This is a genomic window from Veillonella sp. 3627 (genome assembly GCF_003992195.1).
In the GTDB taxonomy this organism is placed as follows: domain Bacteria; phylum Bacillota; class Negativicutes; order Veillonellales; family Veillonellaceae; genus F0422.
In genome coordinates, this window is sequence record NZ_RQVG01000004.1 from 101,946 (window position 1) to 121,136 (window position 19,191).

The window sequence follows — 19,191 nt, forward strand, 5'->3', positions numbered from 1 at the left end:
ACCTCCTAGACTAAACCAGCTGTCGCTAGTTCCATTATTTTTTCTTCTGTCGCTTCATGTGCATCCAAGATGCCACTCATATATCCATTACTCATAACCATAATGCGATCACTCATACCCAATAACTCAGGCATTTCTGAGGAAATCATAATGATACTTTTACCAGCACTAGCCAGTTCATTAATAATGGAATAAATTTCATATTTCGCTCCTACATCGATGCCCCGTGTCGGTTCATCCAAGAGTAGGATTTCTGGATTCGTATTTAACCAACGAGCAATCAATACCTTTTGTTGGTTACCACCAGAAAGACTTTGAATTTTCGTTTCTGTAGATGGTGTCTTCACTCGCAAGGAAGCCACACCTTCTTTTGTATCGTCTAGTCGTCTATCGTCATTTAATAATTTAAACTTATTTTCGTATTTTGGCAGTGCTGCCATGGTTGTATTGTCTACAATAGTGAGCATTGGAAAAATACCTGTGGTACGGCGTTCTTCTGTAAGCAATGCCATACCCAGTTTTTTCGCATCTCGAGGGTGACGAATGCGCACTTCTTTATCGTGCAAATAAATCTTCCCAGATTCAATACCACGAAGACCAAATAAGGCTTCGATAACCTCTGTTCGCTGCGCCCCTACTAGACCACCTACACCAAGAACTTCCCCTTTACGAAGAGAGAAGCTTACATCTTTAAAAGAATGTGGATGAATAGATGTTAATTTTTCTACACGTAATACTTCTTCACTTGGAGTATTTGTTTTTTCAGGGAATAACTGAGTCATTTCACGACCTACCATTCGTTGAATGATAAGATCTGTCGTTAATTCATCAGCATGCCAAGTACCTATATATTGACCATCACGCATGATTGTTACTTCATCAGATATGCGTAGGATTTCTTCCATTTTATGAGAAATATATATAATTGCAACCCCTTTTTTACGCAAGGAGTTAATGATTTTGAAAAGATGTTCTACTTCATCACTCGTTAGGGAAGAGGTAGGTTCATCCATAACAATAATTCTAGATTGGTGGGAAACTGCTTTTGCAATCTCAATATTTTGTAGCTTAGAAACAGATAAATCACCAGCTAATTGTTCTGGGTCGATATCTACATCGATTTCATTAAACAAGGCTAGTGTGTCTTCTTTCATTTTTTTATGGTCCACAAATGTAAAAGGACCAATTTTTTTGGTTGGGAATCGACCTAACCATAGATTTTCCATAACATTACGCTGTAATACAGGGTATAACTCTTGATGGATCATGGAAATTCCCATTCCAAGAGCTTTTCGGGAATCTGTCATTTCTACTACTTCGCCGTCAATGACCACGTCCCCTTGATCAGGCTTATAAATACCGAACAGGCATTTCATAAGAGTAGACTTTCCCGCGCCATTCTCTCCCATTAGAGCATGTACGGTGCCTGGTCGGACTTTGAAAGTGACATTATCCAAGGCCTTTACGCCAGGAAATTCCTTCGTAATTTGGCGCATTTCTAATATGTACTCGCCCATACATTTTCCTCCTACTAATCAGATAATAAAGGGGGCAAAATGCCCCCTTACTGCATTTTCTTATTTGTCACCTAGAATCTTATCCGCATTTTCTTTTGTTACGATTTCGTAAGGTACCCAAATATATTTACCATCAACAATTTCAAAACCTGTATTGTCTTTATTTGGTGTTTCGCCTTTAGCTAACACATAGAAAAGATTAAATACAGCTTGACCTTGTTTTTTAGCATTGTTTAATACTGTACCCAATAATGTGCCGTCTTTCAACGCTTGTACTGCTGGAGTTGTAGCGTCAACACCTACTACTGGAATGTATTTGCCATTTGTGAAGTAGCCTGCTGCTTTCAATGCTTCAATAGCACCTAATGCCATGTCGTCATTGTTACAGATAACAGCATCAATTTTATCGCCGTAACGGCTCAAGAACGCTGCCATTTTTTCTTGACCTTTAACGCGGTCCCACATACCTGTATCGCTAGCCAATTCTTCTACTTTCATGCCTTCTGCTTTAAGAGCTTTAACGGAGTGTTCTGTACGAAGTACTGCGTCTTGGTGACCTGGTTCACCAGTAATCATAACATAGTGGATAACACCATCATTGCTATGGTATGCTTCAGGATGTTTTTTGAAGTAATCTGCTAAGATTTTACCTTGCATTTCACCACTTTGTTCAGCTTTCGCACCTACATAGTATACTTTATCCCATTTAGCCATATCTTCTTTCAATGGTTCACGGTTCAAGAATACCAATGGAATGTTAGCTGCTTTCGCTTTATCAATGATAACGCCTGCTGCTGTGCGGTCTACCACGTTAACGCCGATTGCTTTGTACTTCTTATTGATGAATAAGTCAATCTTTTCGTTTTGTGTTGGTTGAGAGTTTTGGCTATCTACGATATCCACTTTAGCTTTGTCTTTAGCAGCTTTATCAATTTCTGCACGAACGCCACTCATGAAAGTGTCATCAAATTTGTAAATAGCAACCCCAATTTGAGGTTTGTCACCACTTGCTCCTTGATCGCTTCCGCAACCACCTAACACAAGTGCACCTACTGCTGCAGATGCAAGCATCGCTGCTTTCCAAGATCGTTTCATAATAATATCCTCCTTTTAGATATCCTATATACCTATAAGACTAGTGTATCTAGTCGTGGTACCTACCGTAACCAAGCTTCTTCAGCTCGTTTTGCACTGACAATATCAATCATACCTAACAATGTATAATAAGAGCCATTACCGGAATATTCTAGATTAATCGTATGTGCTTTGTATGAATTGCGTTCTAATACACCCCGTAAAATAGGATCCATTACTCCCACTGCATTACCCATAGCACTGCTCAAAATAATCCGCTCTGGATTAAATAAGTTCGCTATATTGGCTAACGCAATTCCTAAATAATGACCTACTCGTGAAAGGGCCTCTAAACACACTTCATCACCTTCTACTGCAGCCTCATAAATAGGCTCTACACGAAATGCTTTGCTCACAACCAATGGATTATCTTGTACCGACGTATATCGGCCTTTTTCCATTTGTTCCACTACATAGGAATGAATCGATGTTTCCGATGCGATATCTTCCAAGCGCACTTCATTGCCCTCTTCATCTAATCGAATCACACCATATCCAATTTCCCCAGCACTATCGTTAAAACCGCGGTAGAGTTCACCATGATAAATCAAGGATATACCGAGTCCATAACTAAATTTAAGGACAATAAGATTATCCATTTCCTTACCACTGCCATAGTAATATTCACCCGTCGATAAACAACGAACATCATTTTCTACATATACAGGCACATGGAATCGCTCTTCTAAGATATACTTGAAAGGAATATTATTCCATTTTCCATTAGGGGAGTAAATAGAAATCCCTTTTCCTGAGTCTACAGGTCCACGTAAAACGAGACCTATACTTTTAATTTTATAGTCTTCTTTGAAGATATCCTGTATGCCACGATACATATGTTGCATGATTTCATCAGCACTACAACCAATAATAGATGTTTCTAATTGCTGTAAAATTTGACGTCCTACTGTAGCCACATAAAAAACAATCGTATGTGTTCTTATATGGACAATCAAATAGGTTTCAATATCATGATTAAAGTCTAACAACATTGATGGGCGTCCCAATGCAGACCGCTCTTGACGATCTTCATAGACCAATCCTTTCCGAATTAAATTCGTACAAATATTAGTCACTGTGGGAGGCGTTATTTTGGTCTGTCTTGCAATCAAGGCCTTTGATACGGGGCCATGACGCCTGATGTAATTCAAAATAATTTCATCATTGCTTATTTGTGGCTTTATCATGATTCTATCTCCTTTACAGTGAATACACCCCATCACCAATTTCAGCAATATATAGACTAGGGGTAACACCTATTTGTTTCTCGTACTCTTCTGGAATAGCTCTCATAAAAGCCTCAATATGCTCATCTTTTACAAGGGCAATGGCACAACCACCGAAACCTGCACCTGTCATACGAGATGCAATACAGCCTTCTTGAGAGCGTGCTAAATCAACAATCGTATCCAATTCTTTACCTGTCACTTCAAAGTCAACTTGTAAAGATCTATGAGATTCATTCAAGCAATGTGCAATCCCTGTTAAATCAGCGGCTTCCAAAGCTTTCATGAAATCTAATACACGTAAATTTTCAGTGATGACGTGACGAGCTCTACGCATCAACACATCATCAGAAATAGATTCTAAATCATCCAATGTAGCCAATGCCAAGCCAGAGATATCTTTATGCTTGCGGATAATTTCAAGAGCTGCATCGCACTCACCTTTGCGCTCATTAAATTTGGAGTCCACAAGACCTCTTTGTTTATTTGTATTCATGATGACAAGAGTATGTCCATGCCAGTTCAAAGGAACTAGTTTTCGTTCCATATGCGTGCAATCTAACAAGACACCATGGCCTTCTTTACCGTGTGCAATAGCATACATATCCATAATGCCTACTTTTACACCTACGAAATGGTATTCTACATGCATAGCCATTTTTGCCAATTCCGTACGATCAATTGGAGTTAGACCCAACTCTGAAAGCAACATATAACCAGTTAAATCTAGCATACATGCAGAAGAGGATAAACCTGCACCAGCTGGCAAATTACCATTAAAATAAATGTCCATACCTGGTACCTTGTGACCCTTATCTTTTAAGAATTGAATCACACCTAATGGATAATTAGCCCAATCGTGTTCAATATTATATTGGAAAGGTTCATTTACATCAACCACTACAGTCTTTTCCATATTATCAGAGTGTAAACGTACCTTGCTATCTTCACGTAAACGGATGGCTCCATAAATACCTACTTTAAGTGCCGCTGGGAATACATGACCACCATTATAGTCTTGGTGCTCACCAATAACATTCACGCGACCTGGAGCAAAATAACAATGCACCTCTCCTGAACCTTCGCCAAAGAAGGACAGAAAACGCTGTTGTAATTTTTCTTTATTCATTTGCTTGTTCAACCTCACTATATAGTTTGCGCAATTCCGGTGCTGTTTCTTCTACGGCACTTGTATTCGCTGCTGCCCATGCTCCCATTTCAGAGGATGCATAGTATTTAATTTTATTGGCTTCTCTGAAAGGAGGATAGAATTGAATATTAAAGTGATAATATTCTTCATGTCCTGCATATTCAGGGCTATTTACAGGATTTTGATGATATACCATCATGTATGGGAATGGCATATTAAATAAACGATCGAAGGCTTCCGTTAATGTTTTTAACATATGCGCCAAATCTTTGGTTTCTTTTTCAGTACAATCTGTGATGTAATTCATGTGACGTTTTGGCACGACAAATACACCGTAGGGATAATCTGTAAAGAACGGGATATAGGCTAAGAAAGAGTCATTTTCTCCCACAATGCGAGCATCTTTTTCTTTCTCAACTTGATTCATTTTACAGAATAAGCATTCACCATGTTCATGATGATGATCTTTCGCACTATCTAGTTCCACTTGTAGCTTCTGCGGTACAAAGGAATAGCCATATAATTGACCATGTGGATGTGGCATTGTCACACCTACAGCTTCCCCTTTATTTTCAAAAGGATAAATATATTTAATTTTTTCATCTTTTGCTAATTCACTATGACGCTCTTTAATAAGGTTTAGTAATTTAACAATATGATCTTCCGATAATTCGTAAAATTTAGCAGTATGCTCCGGAGAATATAAGATAACTTCACATTTCCCATAGTTTTCTTGACTTTTGTAAAAGTCATTACCATCTTCATAAGGAGCCTCTGGCGTTTGCGTTAAGGCTGGAAAGTCGTTATCATATTTCAACACATCATAATCTGCAGGGACTTTTTTATTAATACCTGGGCAGAATGGGCACCAATCCTTTGGCATCGTTGGGCGTGCTTTACGGTTTGAAGCGACCATTGTCCAAGTCCGCAATAAAGGATTCCATCGTAATTCCGACATGGAATACCTCCAATCTATAGTTATATGCTTCAAAAAATGAAAGATAATTTTTATACATACCTATTCTTTCATATTTTAACATTTTTTTCAATACTTAATTAAATAATAAGTTATATGATTTACTCATAATTTAATCTTTTTTCATGTTTTTCCACTTTTTTGATATCTTATGATACAAAACAATGCCACATCCCCCTTCTCTCACTGCATTCTGAATGTTCGTTCAGGGGAATATGGCATTGTTTTTTCTTTATTTGGGAATATCAATATATATTGAAACTCCTGTAATACGCACAAATTATGAGTAAATCATATGGAGGCTTATTATGGAGAGTGGGGGCTAATGTAGTGTATCTGCTAGTATGACTAAATGTAATAGATACTAAAGTTCACTAGAAGAAGGTATCTTGTGTGCCGCTTTGTTTGACTTCCATTTGGGCCCGTCGTTCATCGGTGATGAAGGAGTCTGTTTTCATGTTAATGACATGCAACAAGCCTCGCATAGAATCTACACCTTTTTCTTTCGCTGCTGCAATGGCTACTTTAGCACATACTTCAGAGTCGTCCAAAGCGTTGTGATGGTTAAATTTGATACCTAAGAATCCGCCCAATGTATTCAACTTATGGTTCACCAAATCAGGCCATACTTTTCGTGTTATGCGGACGGTGCAAGTATATTCTAAATCAGGCCATTCAATATTGTAGTGGTCCAAAGTGGCACGTAACACGTCGATGTCGAACTTCGCATTGTGTGCTACTAACAGTTTACCTTTTAAATGGTTATTATAAATCGCTGGCCACAACTGATCAAAGGTAGGCTTATTCAACACTTCTTCCGGTTGGATACCATGGATACCAATGAACTCTTGGTTGAACTGCATCACTGGGGGCTTGATTAAACTATAGCCACGTTTTGTGATTCGTCCATCTTCCACAGTCACCACAGCTAAAGAAATAGCACTATTCTTACTTTCATTAGCCGTTTCAAAATCTAAGGCCACAAAATTTAACATATATCCTCCTCACGCAAGATTTTGAAATCTGCGATTACATCAAGAAAAAGCAGATGCATCATAGCATCTGCTTTTATTATATAGTATTTTTAATGAAAGTAAAATCGATTATTGAATCGCTTTCTCAAACACTGCTTTGATTAAAGATTTTGTTTGTTCGTAACTTTCACCAGGTTGTGCCTCATATTGTTTGTCCAAATCAAACCACAAATTTGGATAGTATTCGTATGGATGTGTTTTGAACAATTCTACAGCATCTTGATCTTCTACCCAGTTAATTTTGATTTCTTTGAACGCAGGGTTTTCTGCTTGCAATTCTTCGATAGCGCGGAATGCGTTAGCGCAATATGGACAATGATGTAAATGGAAACCTAAAATTTCTTTCATAGTATACTCCTTTCATCGAATCGATATATTATATCGAATTTATTCAATTATAAGATTAGTATACCACAAGAAAATTCATGTTACAACTATAAGCCAGCGTGGTATGTCAAAATTGCAGTCCAAGATGTATGAATCCAACTAGACACATCAACCGTTGTATGTAGTGCAACGGCTAAAAACATGGCTCCTGTAATTACGGTGGCAGCAGTACTGCTCATAATCGCATCAATTCGTTCTAACATAAGAACACATCCTCTCTAATCTCTTACTTTATACGGCTGAAAGTCATCATGATACCCAGTCTTTATAGTAGATGCTCTCAGTTAAAAATCTAAACTATCTTTCATAACAACAAAGATATGAAACACTTTGTCACTTATGATATACTATTAGTATAGTGGAATTAAAAGATTTGACAAGAATCACTTTTTCTATTTTGTTATTTACGAAACATATATAGAAAAGTATCCTATATTGAACAAGTATCTCATTTTGTTTGATTCATATATGTAAGGAGGAATTATGGATAAACGACAAATGAAAACTAGAAAAGCTATTTTCGACTCCTTTGTTAGGCTTTTAGAACATAAAAATTATAATGCTATCATCGTGCAAGACATTATCGATGAAGCCCTCATTGGCCGTAGTACATTTTACGCACACTTTGAAACAAAAGAAGATCTATTAGAAGCGCTCTGTCACGAATTATTCTCTCATATTATCGACACTGCATCAGACTTCTCCCATGCTCATGGCTTATATAAAAACAGCCACATCAAGGAAGCTATCTTCCTCCATATCTTGCAGCATTTAGAGGACAACGATAATAATATTTTGGGTCTTCTTTCCTGTGAAAGTAACGAACTCTTCCTACGTCATTTCAAGAGCAGTCTGAAAGAACTCATCCAAAGTCATTTCTTAAACAATCAAACTTGTCCACACAACAATATCCCTCATGATTTTATCTCTAATCACATTGCAGGATCTTTTGTAGAAATGGTTCTTTGGTGGCTGGAAACTGGTCGAGAGTATTCCATTGAAGACATGTCACGATACTTTTATCATATTACAGAACCATTGATTTTGGAACATCAACATTAATACCATAAACAAACGCAACAAGGCGCTACCTTAAGCAAATTCGCTCATCGGTAACGCCTTTTTGTAGTAATATCAACTGTATATGTTTTTAATTGTCATTAAGATATTCTTTATGGCATATTGTTGTGCCGACTAGAATGTAAAACATCCATCTACTATCGATTACGCTATTTTGTAAAACAACAATTTTCATTAGAAACATATTAGACCGCCAAGGAAAACCGTTTTTTTGCCAATGGCAGGAACAGCACTAAAATGATAGATTCTAATAGATACGTGAGCACATAGGTCATCCATATGCCGTCATTACCGAATGGAGGGATAAGCAATTCTTGCATGCCTACAAAGAAGACCACTGCAATGAACATCATATTCCGGATAGATGCAGTCTGACCGATGCCATTGTACATACCATATAATAATAATCCTACTGCCGCACAGATAGGATAGAGCAATAGATAATGGGAATATTCCAAGGCCATCGTGTAAATCTCTGGTACTGAGGTCATAACCATAATGACATCATTACGGAATAATCCCAGCACGATTTCTACAATAACCACATATACCGCTAAGCATTGCAGGGAAATCTTCAACGTATCTTTCCAAAGCACCAAGTCACGTTTTCCAAATGCTTTTCCAGTAAATACGCTGACTCCGTTCGCCTGTCCATCTGTGAAGTATGCCATGATAAAGATAATCTCCAAAATCACCGCATTCGTCGCTAATACATCACTGCCCATAGCACTGCCTGCTTTGGCAAACAAATTGTTGATGGTCAACAAACAAAATGTACGAAGCATAAGGTCTGTGTTTACTTTCATGATAGATAGGAATGGTTTCACCCGTTTTAAGGTATTCCATATATGGGACGTTAGGTCTAACCGTTCACGAACTAAGTACATAGCACCTAGGCCTACTAAGAACGCATAGATTTGGGAAATTAAAGATGCCCAAGCCACCCCTTTTACTCCAAAGTCAAAGCCAAATACGAAAAGGAAGGACAAAGCAATATTCAGCACGTTCATGGAGATTTGCATAATCATAGTGGCGCGAATCATCATTTGTCCCATAAGCCAACCTAACGTAACATAATTGACCAATACGAAAGGAGATCCCCAGATTAAAATATCTGTATAATCCGCCATCAAAGCAATCACCTCTGGGTCGGGATGCATAAAACTTGCATAGTAATCAAATATCCAAGGATAGCCGATGATAAAGGCTGCGCTGATGAATAAGGCAATGATAAGAGGTCGAAAGAAACTGAGTGATGTACTTTCCTTCGATTGTTCTCCCAAAGCCTGTGCGGAAAACACCGTAGTAGCCACCCGCAGAAATCCAAAGAGCCAATACATATTATTAAACAAGATAACTCCTAATGCTACGGCAGCAATGTACATAGCATTATCCATATGCCCCATAATCCCAGTATTCACCGCCCCTAAGAGAGGTTGGGTCACAGTAGAAATCATAAATGGAATTGTCACTTTTAAATAGTCTTTGTAGGTCAATCGTTCTTCCATCTTACCCTCACAAAAAAGAGGAACACCTAGGTGTTCCTCTTGAAACATTTTCATACACCATTTGATACATTCATTGTATCAAAGGCTGTTCATGTAACACAAATATATCTTATTCATACAATTTATGTTATATTACAAAACAATCTATTCATCTAATGAAAAATAATATTAGCCATAGATTACCGATCTAAATTATAAACCGCACTTAATAATTGTTTTGTATACGGATGCTTCGCCTCTGCTAAGGCATCTCCATTCAGGCGTTCTACCACTTCCCCTTTATACATGACCACAACTTTGTGGCAGAATAAATGGACTAATGCCAAATCATGGCAAATAAATAGGTAGGTAATGCCTTTTTCTTTTTGTAACCGTACCAATAGCTCGATGATTGTATCTTGTACAGATACATCTAGAGCACTCGTGGCTTCATCGCAAACGATAATTTCTGGTTCTAATGCTAAGGCTCTAGCAATAGCCACACGTTGCCGTTGCCCGCCACTCATATTATTCGGATATCGGTCTGCAAAATCTTCTGGTAAATCTACCATTTTTAACAATTCTCTAGCTTTCGCATCTACATCTGCTTTGCTAATGAGATCAAAGTTACGCAATGGTTCACAAATGATGTCACGCACTTTCATCTTCGGATTGAAAGCGGCTGTTGGATCTTGGAATACCATTTGAATATGACGATAATTTTGGCGCTTTTCTTCACCTGTTAATTTCGTAATATCTTTACCTCTGAAAAGAACAGAGCCAGATGTAGGAGCATGCATATTCATAATAGTCTTCACCAAAGTAGACTTACCGCAACCAGACTCGCCTACGATAGCTAAGGTTTCTCCTCGTTCTACATCGATGGAGATTCCATTACAAGCACGCAAAGTAGAACCGTCTGCGAGAGGGAATTCTTTCACAATATCTTGAATTTGCATAATAATATCAGACATAGCGTTTCCCTCCGATTTCTGGCACTGCATTGAGTAATTGTTTCGTATACTCCGCTTGTGGATTACGAATCACTTCCTCAGCTGTTCCATATTCCACCACAGCCCCTTGCTTCATAACCACAATTTTATCAGACATATGAGCCGCCACACCGATATTATGAGTTACGATAATCATCGATGTTTTATTCTCACGATTGATACGCAATAATTCTTCTACAATTTGTGCTTGCGTCGTTACATCTAGGGCCGATGTCGGTTCATCACCTAGCAATAGTTTAGGAGAGAATGTAATAGCCATGGCAATCCCTACCCGTTGACGCATACCGCCACTGAGTTCAAAGGGATAAGACTTCATGATTGCTTCAGGATGTGGCAAATTGGTGAGCGCCAACATTTCGATAGCTTTTGCCTCTGCCTCTTGTTTAGACATAGTGCTATGTAATTGAATGAACTCTATAAATTGCTTCCCGATTGTTTGGATAGGATTCATCATATTGCCGCTATCTTGGAAGATCATAGCAATGTGATTGCCTCGCAAATCCAACCAATCCTTTGTGGAAAACCCTAATAAGTCTTGTCCATCAAAGGTAATACTCCCTTCAGAAACACGACCTGTATTTGGCAATACACCTAACAGTGCACGGATGACCGTAGTCTTACCACTGCCGGACTCCCCTACAATGGAAACAATCTCCCCTTCTGCTAGATCTAGGTTAACCCCTGCAATCGTAGGATTCGGGTTATTTCCATAGGTAACTGCTAAATTTTTAATACTAAGTAACATATATATCCCTTCTGTATATTTCTTAACAATACTACTGAAAGCGACTGCTACATACAACAAGGGGAGGCAAGCCTGCCTCCCGATTGTTGCGGACATCTGCAAAGGATTATTTTGCTGGTTTAATATCTTTAGTCAACCAGTAGTAGTCTGTTGGATACATCACTACATTTGTTAACCATTTGTTATTAACAAGATTTGTTTTAGGGTAACCTAAGAACAATGCTGCACCATCATTCAATAAGATTTGTTGTGCTTCGATAATTAAGCTTTGACGTTTAGATTTGTCGAATTCAACCGCTAATTGATCCATGACCGCATCGAATTTAGGATTGCTGTAACCAGAACCATTTTGAGGGTTTTCACCATTTAAGTTAGTTTTCCAGTACCATTTCAAGAAGATTTCTGGGTCACCAGTGTTCGCTGTTACGATGTTGGCGATCAATAAGTCATAGTCGCCATCGATACCTATTTTATCCATTAAGTTATAGTCAACAGATTCGATGTTTACTTTAATACCGATTTTTTTCATGTCAGATTGAACAGCTTCTGCATAGATTGGAAGTTCTTGACGGCTGTTGTATACTACGAATCGTACTTCTAAGTTTTTACCGTCTTTATCTACGAAACCGTCTCCATCAGTATCTTTCCAGCCAGCTTCTGCCAATAATTGTTTGGAACGATCAGGATTGTATGCATTAGGGTCTTTCAAATCATCGAAACCATAATCCAAGCTTGGTGGAATTGGCGCTTTACCAGGAATGAACGTACCTTTTAACAATACTTCGTTGTAGGATTTACGGTCAGTACCGCTGATGAAGGCAGCACGAACTTTTTCGTCCCCTAATACACCTTTTTGGTTAATACGAGCTAATACAGTACGCAAAGAAGCGATTTCATCTACTTTGAATTTGCTGTCATTACGCAGTGTTTCAAGGTCACCAGCGCCGATATTAACTGCTAAGTCTACGTCACCATTTTGTAATGCCAACGCACGAGTTGTAGGATCATCGATAGATGGAATTTCTACTGTTTTGAAAGGAACTTCCCCATCCCAGTAATTTTCGTTAGCTTCTACTACTGCTTTTTCTTTCGTGAAAGATTTCACTTTGTACGGGCCAGTACCGATAGGACCTTCTTTTGCGAAGTCACGGCCAGCTTTTTCAGCAGACACATCTACAATGATGAATAATGGGTCAGCCAAGAAACCAGGTACATTTGGATACGGTTTATCAGTAGTGATGATCAAATTTTGACCTTCTGCTTTGATATCTGTGTATTTGAAGAATGTAGCGGCACGTTTATTTTTCTCGAAAGCACGCTCAATGGATTCTTTTACCGCTTCAGCAGTTACTTTATTACCATTAGAGAATTTCGCTTTATCGCTAATTTTGAAAGTCCAAGTCAATTTATCTGCAGATACAGACCAGCTTTCCGCCAACCAAGGTTGTGTGTTCATTTTTTCGTCGAATTTAGCTAATGTTTCGCCAATACCGTAACGCATAACTACCCAACCGAAGTAATTTTGTGTTGGCTCCAATGTATCTGCGAAGTTTGTAACACCAAATTTTACTACACTTTTATCAGCTGGTGCTGCATTGTCGCTACCGCAACCTGCAATCACACCAAGAGCCGCTACTGCCATAACGCCAAATGTAGCATTACGAAGCCATTTTTTCCAACTTTGTTTCATGTTAAGTTCCTTTCTACAAAACTTACAACTAACACATTAATGTGAATCTGTACTACGTGGGTCTAAGATATCCCGTAGCGAATCGCCCCATAAATTGAAGATGGTAACCACAATGAAAATGGCCATCCCTGGATATAACATCAATTCTGGTGACGATAAAATATATTGACGGTTCTCATTGAGCATTAAGCCCCATTCTGGCGTCGGAGGCTGTGCCCCAAATCCCAAGAATGAAAGTCCCGCAATTTCCATCATCATAGACCCGATATCCATTGCCCCTGTAATGATAATCAAAGGCAATACATTCGGTAAAATGTGGCGCCATAAAATGGTCAATTGTTTCGTACCATTCACTCTAGCTGCCGCAATAAAGTCATTATGACGAAGTTTGATTACCGCAGATCGAATCAATCGTGCGTATTTCGCCCAGCTCACCACAACAAGAGCTAAGATCGCATTGATGGCACTACCACCCAAGATCCCGGCAATGGCAATGGCCAATACCACCCCTGGGAAGGATAGCATAATGTCCGTAAAGCGCATCAATACGAGTTCTACTTTACCTCCAAAGAAACCGGAGAAAATCCCTATCACTGTACCAACAGTGGCCGTTAAGATAACAAGGATGATAGTCATGGACAAGGAAGTTTGTGTACCGTAAATGATACGGGAGAACGTGTCACGCCCCAATTTATCAGTGCCCATCAGATGATCTGCAGAGGGCTTTAAGAAAGCTTTTGACATATCTGCATGAAAGGCATCATGTGGTGTGATATAGGGAGCAAATATAGCAATTCCTACTACAATAGCCACTAAGAGGGAGTAGAAAGAAAAGCGCTTGTGTTGCAAAATAAATTCTTTCATCTTATCCCCTCGCTTTCAATCGTGGATCCAAAATAGAGTAGGACAGGTCTACCAAGAAATTGATGGCTGTATAGATAAGGGCCACCCACAATACAAAGCCCTCAATGAGTGGATAATCGCGCATGGCAATGGCATAGACCGCCATTTTCCCCATCCCTGGCCAAGAGAATACGATTTCAATCACCGCAGCCCCTGCCAAGAGCCAACCAATACCTATACCCATAACCGTAATCAATGGTAATAAAGCATTTGGTAAGACATGTTTCCATAAAATTTGAGATTCACTCATGCCACGGGCACGAGCCCCCATCACATAGTCTTGATGCAACTCCTCAATAATCACAGTCCGTACTTGACGTGTGAATTTAGCTGCCATTACAAAAGATAATGTAATCGCTGGCAAAATTAAAGCTTTAAAGCTAATCGCAGACGTAGCAATCGGTACCCAATGTAATTTCAATCCGAAGATGTACAGTAAAAGCATACCTAACCAGAAGCTTGGCATTGACACATTCACAAAAGAAAAGAATCGAATGATAAAGTCTGGCAGTTTATTCGCTTTTACCGCCGAATAAATCCCCATGGGTATAGAAATAAGAACATTTAGCGTAAAGGCAGACACTGCTAATAAGGCTGTTCCGCCCAAGCCTTCTAATAATTTGTCGGTCACTGGTTTTTTCCCTGAATAGGAGGTTCCTAAATCACCTTGTACGGCACCTGCTACCCAGCGCACATACTGTTCCATGAATGGACGATCTAAGCCCATTTCTTTTCGTGTAGCATCAATCATTTCCTGTGACACAATGGTGTCCCCTGCTTCCAATACCATCAAAGCTGGATCCCCAGGAGCAATGTAGGTCAAGCAAAATGTCAAAAATGTAACCCCAATTAATGTGACTAGCAATTGTGACACCTTACTTAATATGGTTTTCAATCATCCACATCCTTTCCTTAATGTTAGTGAGCATACATTGATGTAATTAATACATACCAAAAAAAGAAAAACCACCCTTTGGGTGGATCTACATTAAGTTAGCAAGGGCTATAGTTTAGACAATCTTGCTCCATCTTGCCCATAACCCTATACAACTTTTAGCAATATCTTCCCCAAAATATTCTTCCCTTATTTAAGGCATTCATAGTCAATATCTACGCCCAACTATATTATAGATATTACATAAATATGTTAATTTCTTTTATCAAAATTGTCAAATGACTAATGTGAATATTGCAAGACATGGAATACATGCTTGTTTGAAAGTGTACATTTATAGGCATTTATCTGTGATTTATATCATTTTCAATCATTATTTTTACACAAATTGAAAAATATCTATATAGCAATTTTATTCACTTTGTATAATATTCATGATTTTCAAAGGTAGATATAAAAAACTTTCATAGTTAACCTGAATAACGACACAAAAAACACCTAAAAGGTTAGCCCCTTAGGTGTGTTATATTGTATTATGCAATTAAAAGAAATCGTTTTTCCAAAGCCAATAGCCTGCCAGCGCTGCAAAGCTTATGCCAATACCAATCACATACTCAAAGCCATATTCCATATCAGCAAATGGCACCGGTACATTGATACCCCATAAGCTAAAGATTGCCGTTGGTACCGCTAGCATAATTGTCATAGCTGCCAATAATTTCATAACTAAGTTTAAATTGTTAGAAATAATTGATGTAAAGGCATTCATCATATTCATCAAAATATTAGAATACATTTCAACCATTTCCACAGCCTGCTTGTTCTCAATGATTACATCTTCTAATAGATCTTCATCTTCTTCATAGATTTTCAACAAATAACGCACATCATCATGACGACGAATGCGCAAAATCCGTTCCATTACCGTTCCATTACCACGCAGTGCAGAGGTAAAATAGGTCATGGATTTTTGTAATTCCAACAATTGAAACAAATCTTTATTCCGTGTCGTATGTCGCAATGTTTTTTCAATGTCATCCGTACGGCGGTCGATTTGTTGTAAGTATCGCAAATATAGTACCGCTGTGCGATACATGATTTGGAACAGAAATCTTGTCTTTTTAAAAGTATAGAAGGTTGGCATTTGATTGCTCAAGAACGGATAGAGCACTTCTGCTTCTTCTAAACAGATGGTAATAAAGAAATCTTCTGTCACAAATACACCCAAAGGTACTGCATCATATACATCAGAACCACGCAGTACTGGAATGTTAATAACGACGAAAATGTATTCATCTTCAATTTCTACGTGAGACCGTTCTTCCGTATCCAAAGCTGCTTTCAGTACGTCCGTTGGAATCTGTGTCATCATATTGACGATAGCCAACTCATCGGGGTCTGGGTTCACCAAATTTATCCATGAACCTTTTGTAGCATCTTGTACAGTGGAATCTGTAAATAATTCCCCCTCTACGTGTTTGTGTACCGTTAACATGTGACACCTCCTTAACGTCTTAATAACCCTACCCTTTATCTTAATCAATCGAGGCCGATTCGTCAATTTTTTTATGATTTCTCGTGAAAGTTTCTAACAATCTTTTACTGTTTCCACTCAATCAATGTATAGGAGTAAATACGATACCCATGTACAACAAAAAGGACCTGGCCTAATACCAAGTCCTTTTTGCTGTATAGTTGTTATGTAGTGATATACGCCTTGTATAACTACAAGGAGGGAAGATATCACAATACCTCCTGCTACATAGTTGGGCGTACATGCTAGCAGGAGGGGTTATGTTATTTGCTGTAGAAAATACGGATAGAGTTCAAGATACAAAGAATGGATACCCCTGTATCTGCAAAGATAGCTACCCACATATTAGCAAAACCAAATACACCTGCTACCATAACGATGATTTTTACAGCAATAGCGAAGAAAATATTTTGCCATGCAATAGATAAAGTACGATCCGCAATACTTAAGGAGCGCCATACAGAATCTAGGTTAGAGTTCATGTACACTACGTCTGCTGCTTCGATGGCAGAATCTGCACCACTACCCATAGCACCGCCTACGTCAGCACCTGTCAATACAGGCGCATCGTTGATGCCATCACCTACGAACATAACAGAACCACGATCATTACGTAGAGACTGTACCACTTCTAATTTATCTTGTGGTAATAACTCAGCACGTACTCCTTGGATACCTACTTGTTGAGCAATATACTTTGCACTAGCTGCCACATCACCTGTAAGCATCACTGTTTGATATCCTTTGCCGTTCATGCGACGAATGGCTTCCTTAGAATCAGCTTTTAAAGAGTCAGCGATGATGATACGGCCTACGTATTGACCATCAACAGCTACGAATACTTCACTACCATACACATAATCAATCAATGGCGTTGCAATATTTTCTTTCGCCAACAAACGACCATTCCCGACTAATACAGCATGACCTTCTACGTTGCCTACCATGCCGTGACCAGAGATTTCTTTTACATCCTTGGCCGCATTAAACTCTACCCCTCTACGTTGTACTTCTTCTACGATAGACATCGCAATTGGGTGTGTAGATACGGCTTCTAAGGCTGCTGCATATTGCAACACTTCGTTTTCTGTATAGCCACTAGCTACTTCTACTGTTTGTACGTTGAAAGTACCTGTTGTGATAGTACCAGTTTTATCAAATGCAATCGCTTTCACACGGCTCATAGCCTCGATTGCTTTACCACCTTTAAATAAGATACCTTGTCGAGAACCAGCACCAATACCAGAGAAGAATGCCAATGGCACAGATAATACTAAAGCGCATGGGCAAGATACTACTAAGAATGTTAAAGCTGTATAAATCCAATATTGCCATTCTCCTGTGAATAAAGGTGGTACCACGGCAACGATAATTGCCAATGCCACTACGATTGGCGTATATACACGAGAAAAACGAGTAATAAAACGATCAATCTTTGGTTTCGATGCTGCTGCATTTTCCACAGCATCTAGAATACGCATAACCATGGAATCTTTTAATTCATGCGTTACTTCTAAGACAATGCGACCATCTACATTGATGCAACCAGACATCACTTCAGTGCCTACCGTAGCACTCACAGGAACTGGTTCACCAGTTACCGCTGCTGTGTCGATACGTGTAGTCCCTTCTACAACACGACCATCCAATGGAATACGATCACCAGGACGAATTTCGATATGAGATCCGACTTGTACATCTTCTGGGTTCACCACCTGCACGCTGCCATCACAAGCGATTAAACGCACTTCTTCTGGGCGAAGATCCACTGCATCCATTACGGCATTACGACTGCGTTCTGTAGCACGTTCCTCAAAATAAATGCCCACTTGGAAGAACAACATAACCCCAACTGCCTCTGCATATTCACCAATGATTAACGCACCAATAGTAGCAATGGACATCAAGAAATTTTCATCGAACAGTTTACCTTTCATACCATTCTTAATTGCTGCCCATACAATGCGCCATCCTAGTATAACAAAAGTCACCACCATCAATGGAATCATATATTGCTCAGACACCCAATTGGTAAACTCTGCTACTACCATCACGATAGCGCCTATAATAATCCCCACTAAACTAGAATTATGCTCATGGTCATCCTCTGCTTGTTGTGCTTTTTTAGATGCACGCACAAATGGTACCACTACTACACCATCTTCCGTAGCATCACATACCGCTTGGATTTGTTCTTGCAAAGCATCCATATCTTCTACAGTAGATGTAATACGTAATTGCTGCGTACCAAGTGTAAATGTTGCTGCTGACACAGATTCTAGTTGATTTAATTTTGCTTCAATCACGCTAGCACAATTGGCACAATTCAAATTTTGTAGTTTAAAAATGCGTTCCATCGTATCTCCTTTATGAATTATAATATGTAACCTTACTACTTGTTTTAAAGTTTGTTTTAACAC

The 19,191-nt window shown here is 38.9% G+C and carries 17 protein-coding genes; 1 reads left to right on the plus strand and 16 read right to left on the minus strand.

Annotated features, from left to right (window positions below; genetic code table 11):
• Positions 1–5: 5 nt before the first annotated feature.
• The 8 genes from EO114_RS03390 to EO114_RS07845 all read right to left on the minus strand — a co-directional run bounded on the left by EO114_RS03390 (position 6) and on the right by EO114_RS07845 (position 7,627).
• Entirely contained in the window at positions 6–1,517 is a 1,512-nt protein-coding gene (locus tag EO114_RS03390) for a sugar ABC transporter ATP-binding protein (RefSeq protein WP_127061539.1), read from the minus strand.
• A gap of 60 nt (positions 1,518–1,577) precedes the next feature.
• Positions 1,578–2,612: a galactose ABC transporter substrate-binding protein gene (locus tag EO114_RS03395; RefSeq protein WP_127061541.1), complete on the minus strand. Its 1,035-nt coding sequence runs from the start codon at positions 2,610–2,612 to the stop codon at positions 1,578–1,580.
• Between the two features lie 62 nt (positions 2,613–2,674).
• Entirely contained in the window at positions 2,675–3,838 is a 1,164-nt protein-coding gene (locus EO114_RS03400) for an ROK family transcriptional regulator (protein WP_126940499.1), read from the minus strand.
• Positions 3,839–3,851: 13 nt separating this feature from the next.
• On the minus strand, positions 3,852–5,006 hold the full coding sequence (locus tag EO114_RS03405) for a galactokinase (protein WP_127061543.1): 1,155 nt from the start codon (positions 5,004–5,006) through the stop codon (positions 3,852–3,854).
• Positions 4,999–5,985, minus strand: coding sequence for a galactose-1-phosphate uridylyltransferase (gene galT, locus EO114_RS03410; RefSeq protein ID WP_009353392.1), 987 nt, complete (start codon positions 5,983–5,985; stop codon positions 4,999–5,001). The genes EO114_RS03405 and galT overlap by 8 nt, the downstream gene beginning before the upstream one ends.
• Positions 5,986–6,377: 392 nt before the next feature.
• Entirely contained in the window at positions 6,378–6,998 is a 621-nt protein-coding gene (locus EO114_RS03415) for a 3'-5' exonuclease (protein WP_126940502.1), read from the minus strand.
• Positions 6,999–7,106: 108 nt separating this feature from the next.
• Positions 7,107–7,385, minus strand: a complete 279-nt coding sequence (locus tag EO114_RS03420; protein WP_009353288.1) for a hypothetical protein — start codon at positions 7,383–7,385, stop codon at positions 7,107–7,109.
• A gap of 86 nt (positions 7,386–7,471) precedes the next feature.
• Positions 7,472–7,627: a hypothetical protein gene (locus EO114_RS07845; RefSeq protein ID WP_009353348.1), complete on the minus strand. Its 156-nt coding sequence runs from the start codon at positions 7,625–7,627 to the stop codon at positions 7,472–7,474.
• 280 nt (positions 7,628–7,907) lie between these two features.
• Here EO114_RS07845 and EO114_RS03425 point away from each other — a divergent pair, with 280 nt between their 5' ends.
• Positions 7,908–8,486: a TetR/AcrR family transcriptional regulator gene (locus EO114_RS03425; RefSeq protein WP_127061546.1), complete on the plus strand. Its 579-nt coding sequence runs from the start codon at positions 7,908–7,910 to the stop codon at positions 8,484–8,486.
• Between the two features lie 203 nt (positions 8,487–8,689).
• On the opposite strand, the gene EO114_RS03430 is transcribed toward EO114_RS03425, so the two are convergent.
• From EO114_RS03430 to EO114_RS03465, 8 genes are all read right to left on the minus strand, one after another.
• Positions 8,690–10,012 carry an MATE family efflux transporter gene (locus EO114_RS03430; RefSeq protein ID WP_127061548.1) on the minus strand — a complete coding sequence of 441 codons (1,323 nt, stop codon included), beginning with the start codon at positions 10,010–10,012 and terminating at the stop codon, positions 8,690–8,692.
• Between the two features lie 179 nt (positions 10,013–10,191).
• Positions 10,192–10,965 (minus strand): ABC transporter ATP-binding protein, encoded by a 774-nt coding sequence (locus EO114_RS03435; RefSeq protein WP_127061550.1) that lies wholly within the window; start codon positions 10,963–10,965, stop codon positions 10,192–10,194.
• Entirely contained in the window at positions 10,958–11,749 is a 792-nt protein-coding gene (locus EO114_RS03440; RefSeq protein WP_127061552.1) for an ABC transporter ATP-binding protein, read from the minus strand. Before EO114_RS03440 ends, EO114_RS03435 begins: the two co-directional genes overlap by 8 nt.
• Positions 11,750–11,855: 106 nt before the next feature.
• Entirely contained in the window at positions 11,856–13,439 is a 1,584-nt protein-coding gene (locus EO114_RS03445; RefSeq protein WP_206168663.1) for an ABC transporter substrate-binding protein, read from the minus strand.
• Positions 13,440–13,475: 36 nt separating this feature from the next.
• On the minus strand, positions 13,476–14,303 hold the full coding sequence (nikC, locus tag EO114_RS03450) for a nickel transporter permease (protein ID WP_127061554.1): 828 nt from the start codon (positions 14,301–14,303) through the stop codon (positions 13,476–13,478).
• Between the two features lies 1 nt (position 14,304).
• Positions 14,305–15,237 (minus strand): nickel ABC transporter permease, encoded by a 933-nt coding sequence (gene nikB, locus EO114_RS03455; RefSeq protein WP_127061556.1) that lies wholly within the window; start codon positions 15,235–15,237, stop codon positions 14,305–14,307.
• A 541-nt stretch (positions 15,238–15,778) separates the two neighbouring features.
• On the minus strand, positions 15,779–16,732 hold the full coding sequence (locus EO114_RS03460) for a magnesium transporter CorA family protein (protein ID WP_009353462.1): 954 nt from the start codon (positions 16,730–16,732) through the stop codon (positions 15,779–15,781).
• A 302-nt stretch (positions 16,733–17,034) separates the two neighbouring features.
• The gene (locus EO114_RS03465; RefSeq protein ID WP_127061558.1) at positions 17,035–19,128 is read right to left on the minus strand and encodes a heavy metal translocating P-type ATPase; all 2,094 of its coding nucleotides are present in this window, start codon (positions 19,126–19,128) and stop codon (positions 17,035–17,037) included.
• Positions 19,129–19,191: the final 63 nt, after the last annotated feature.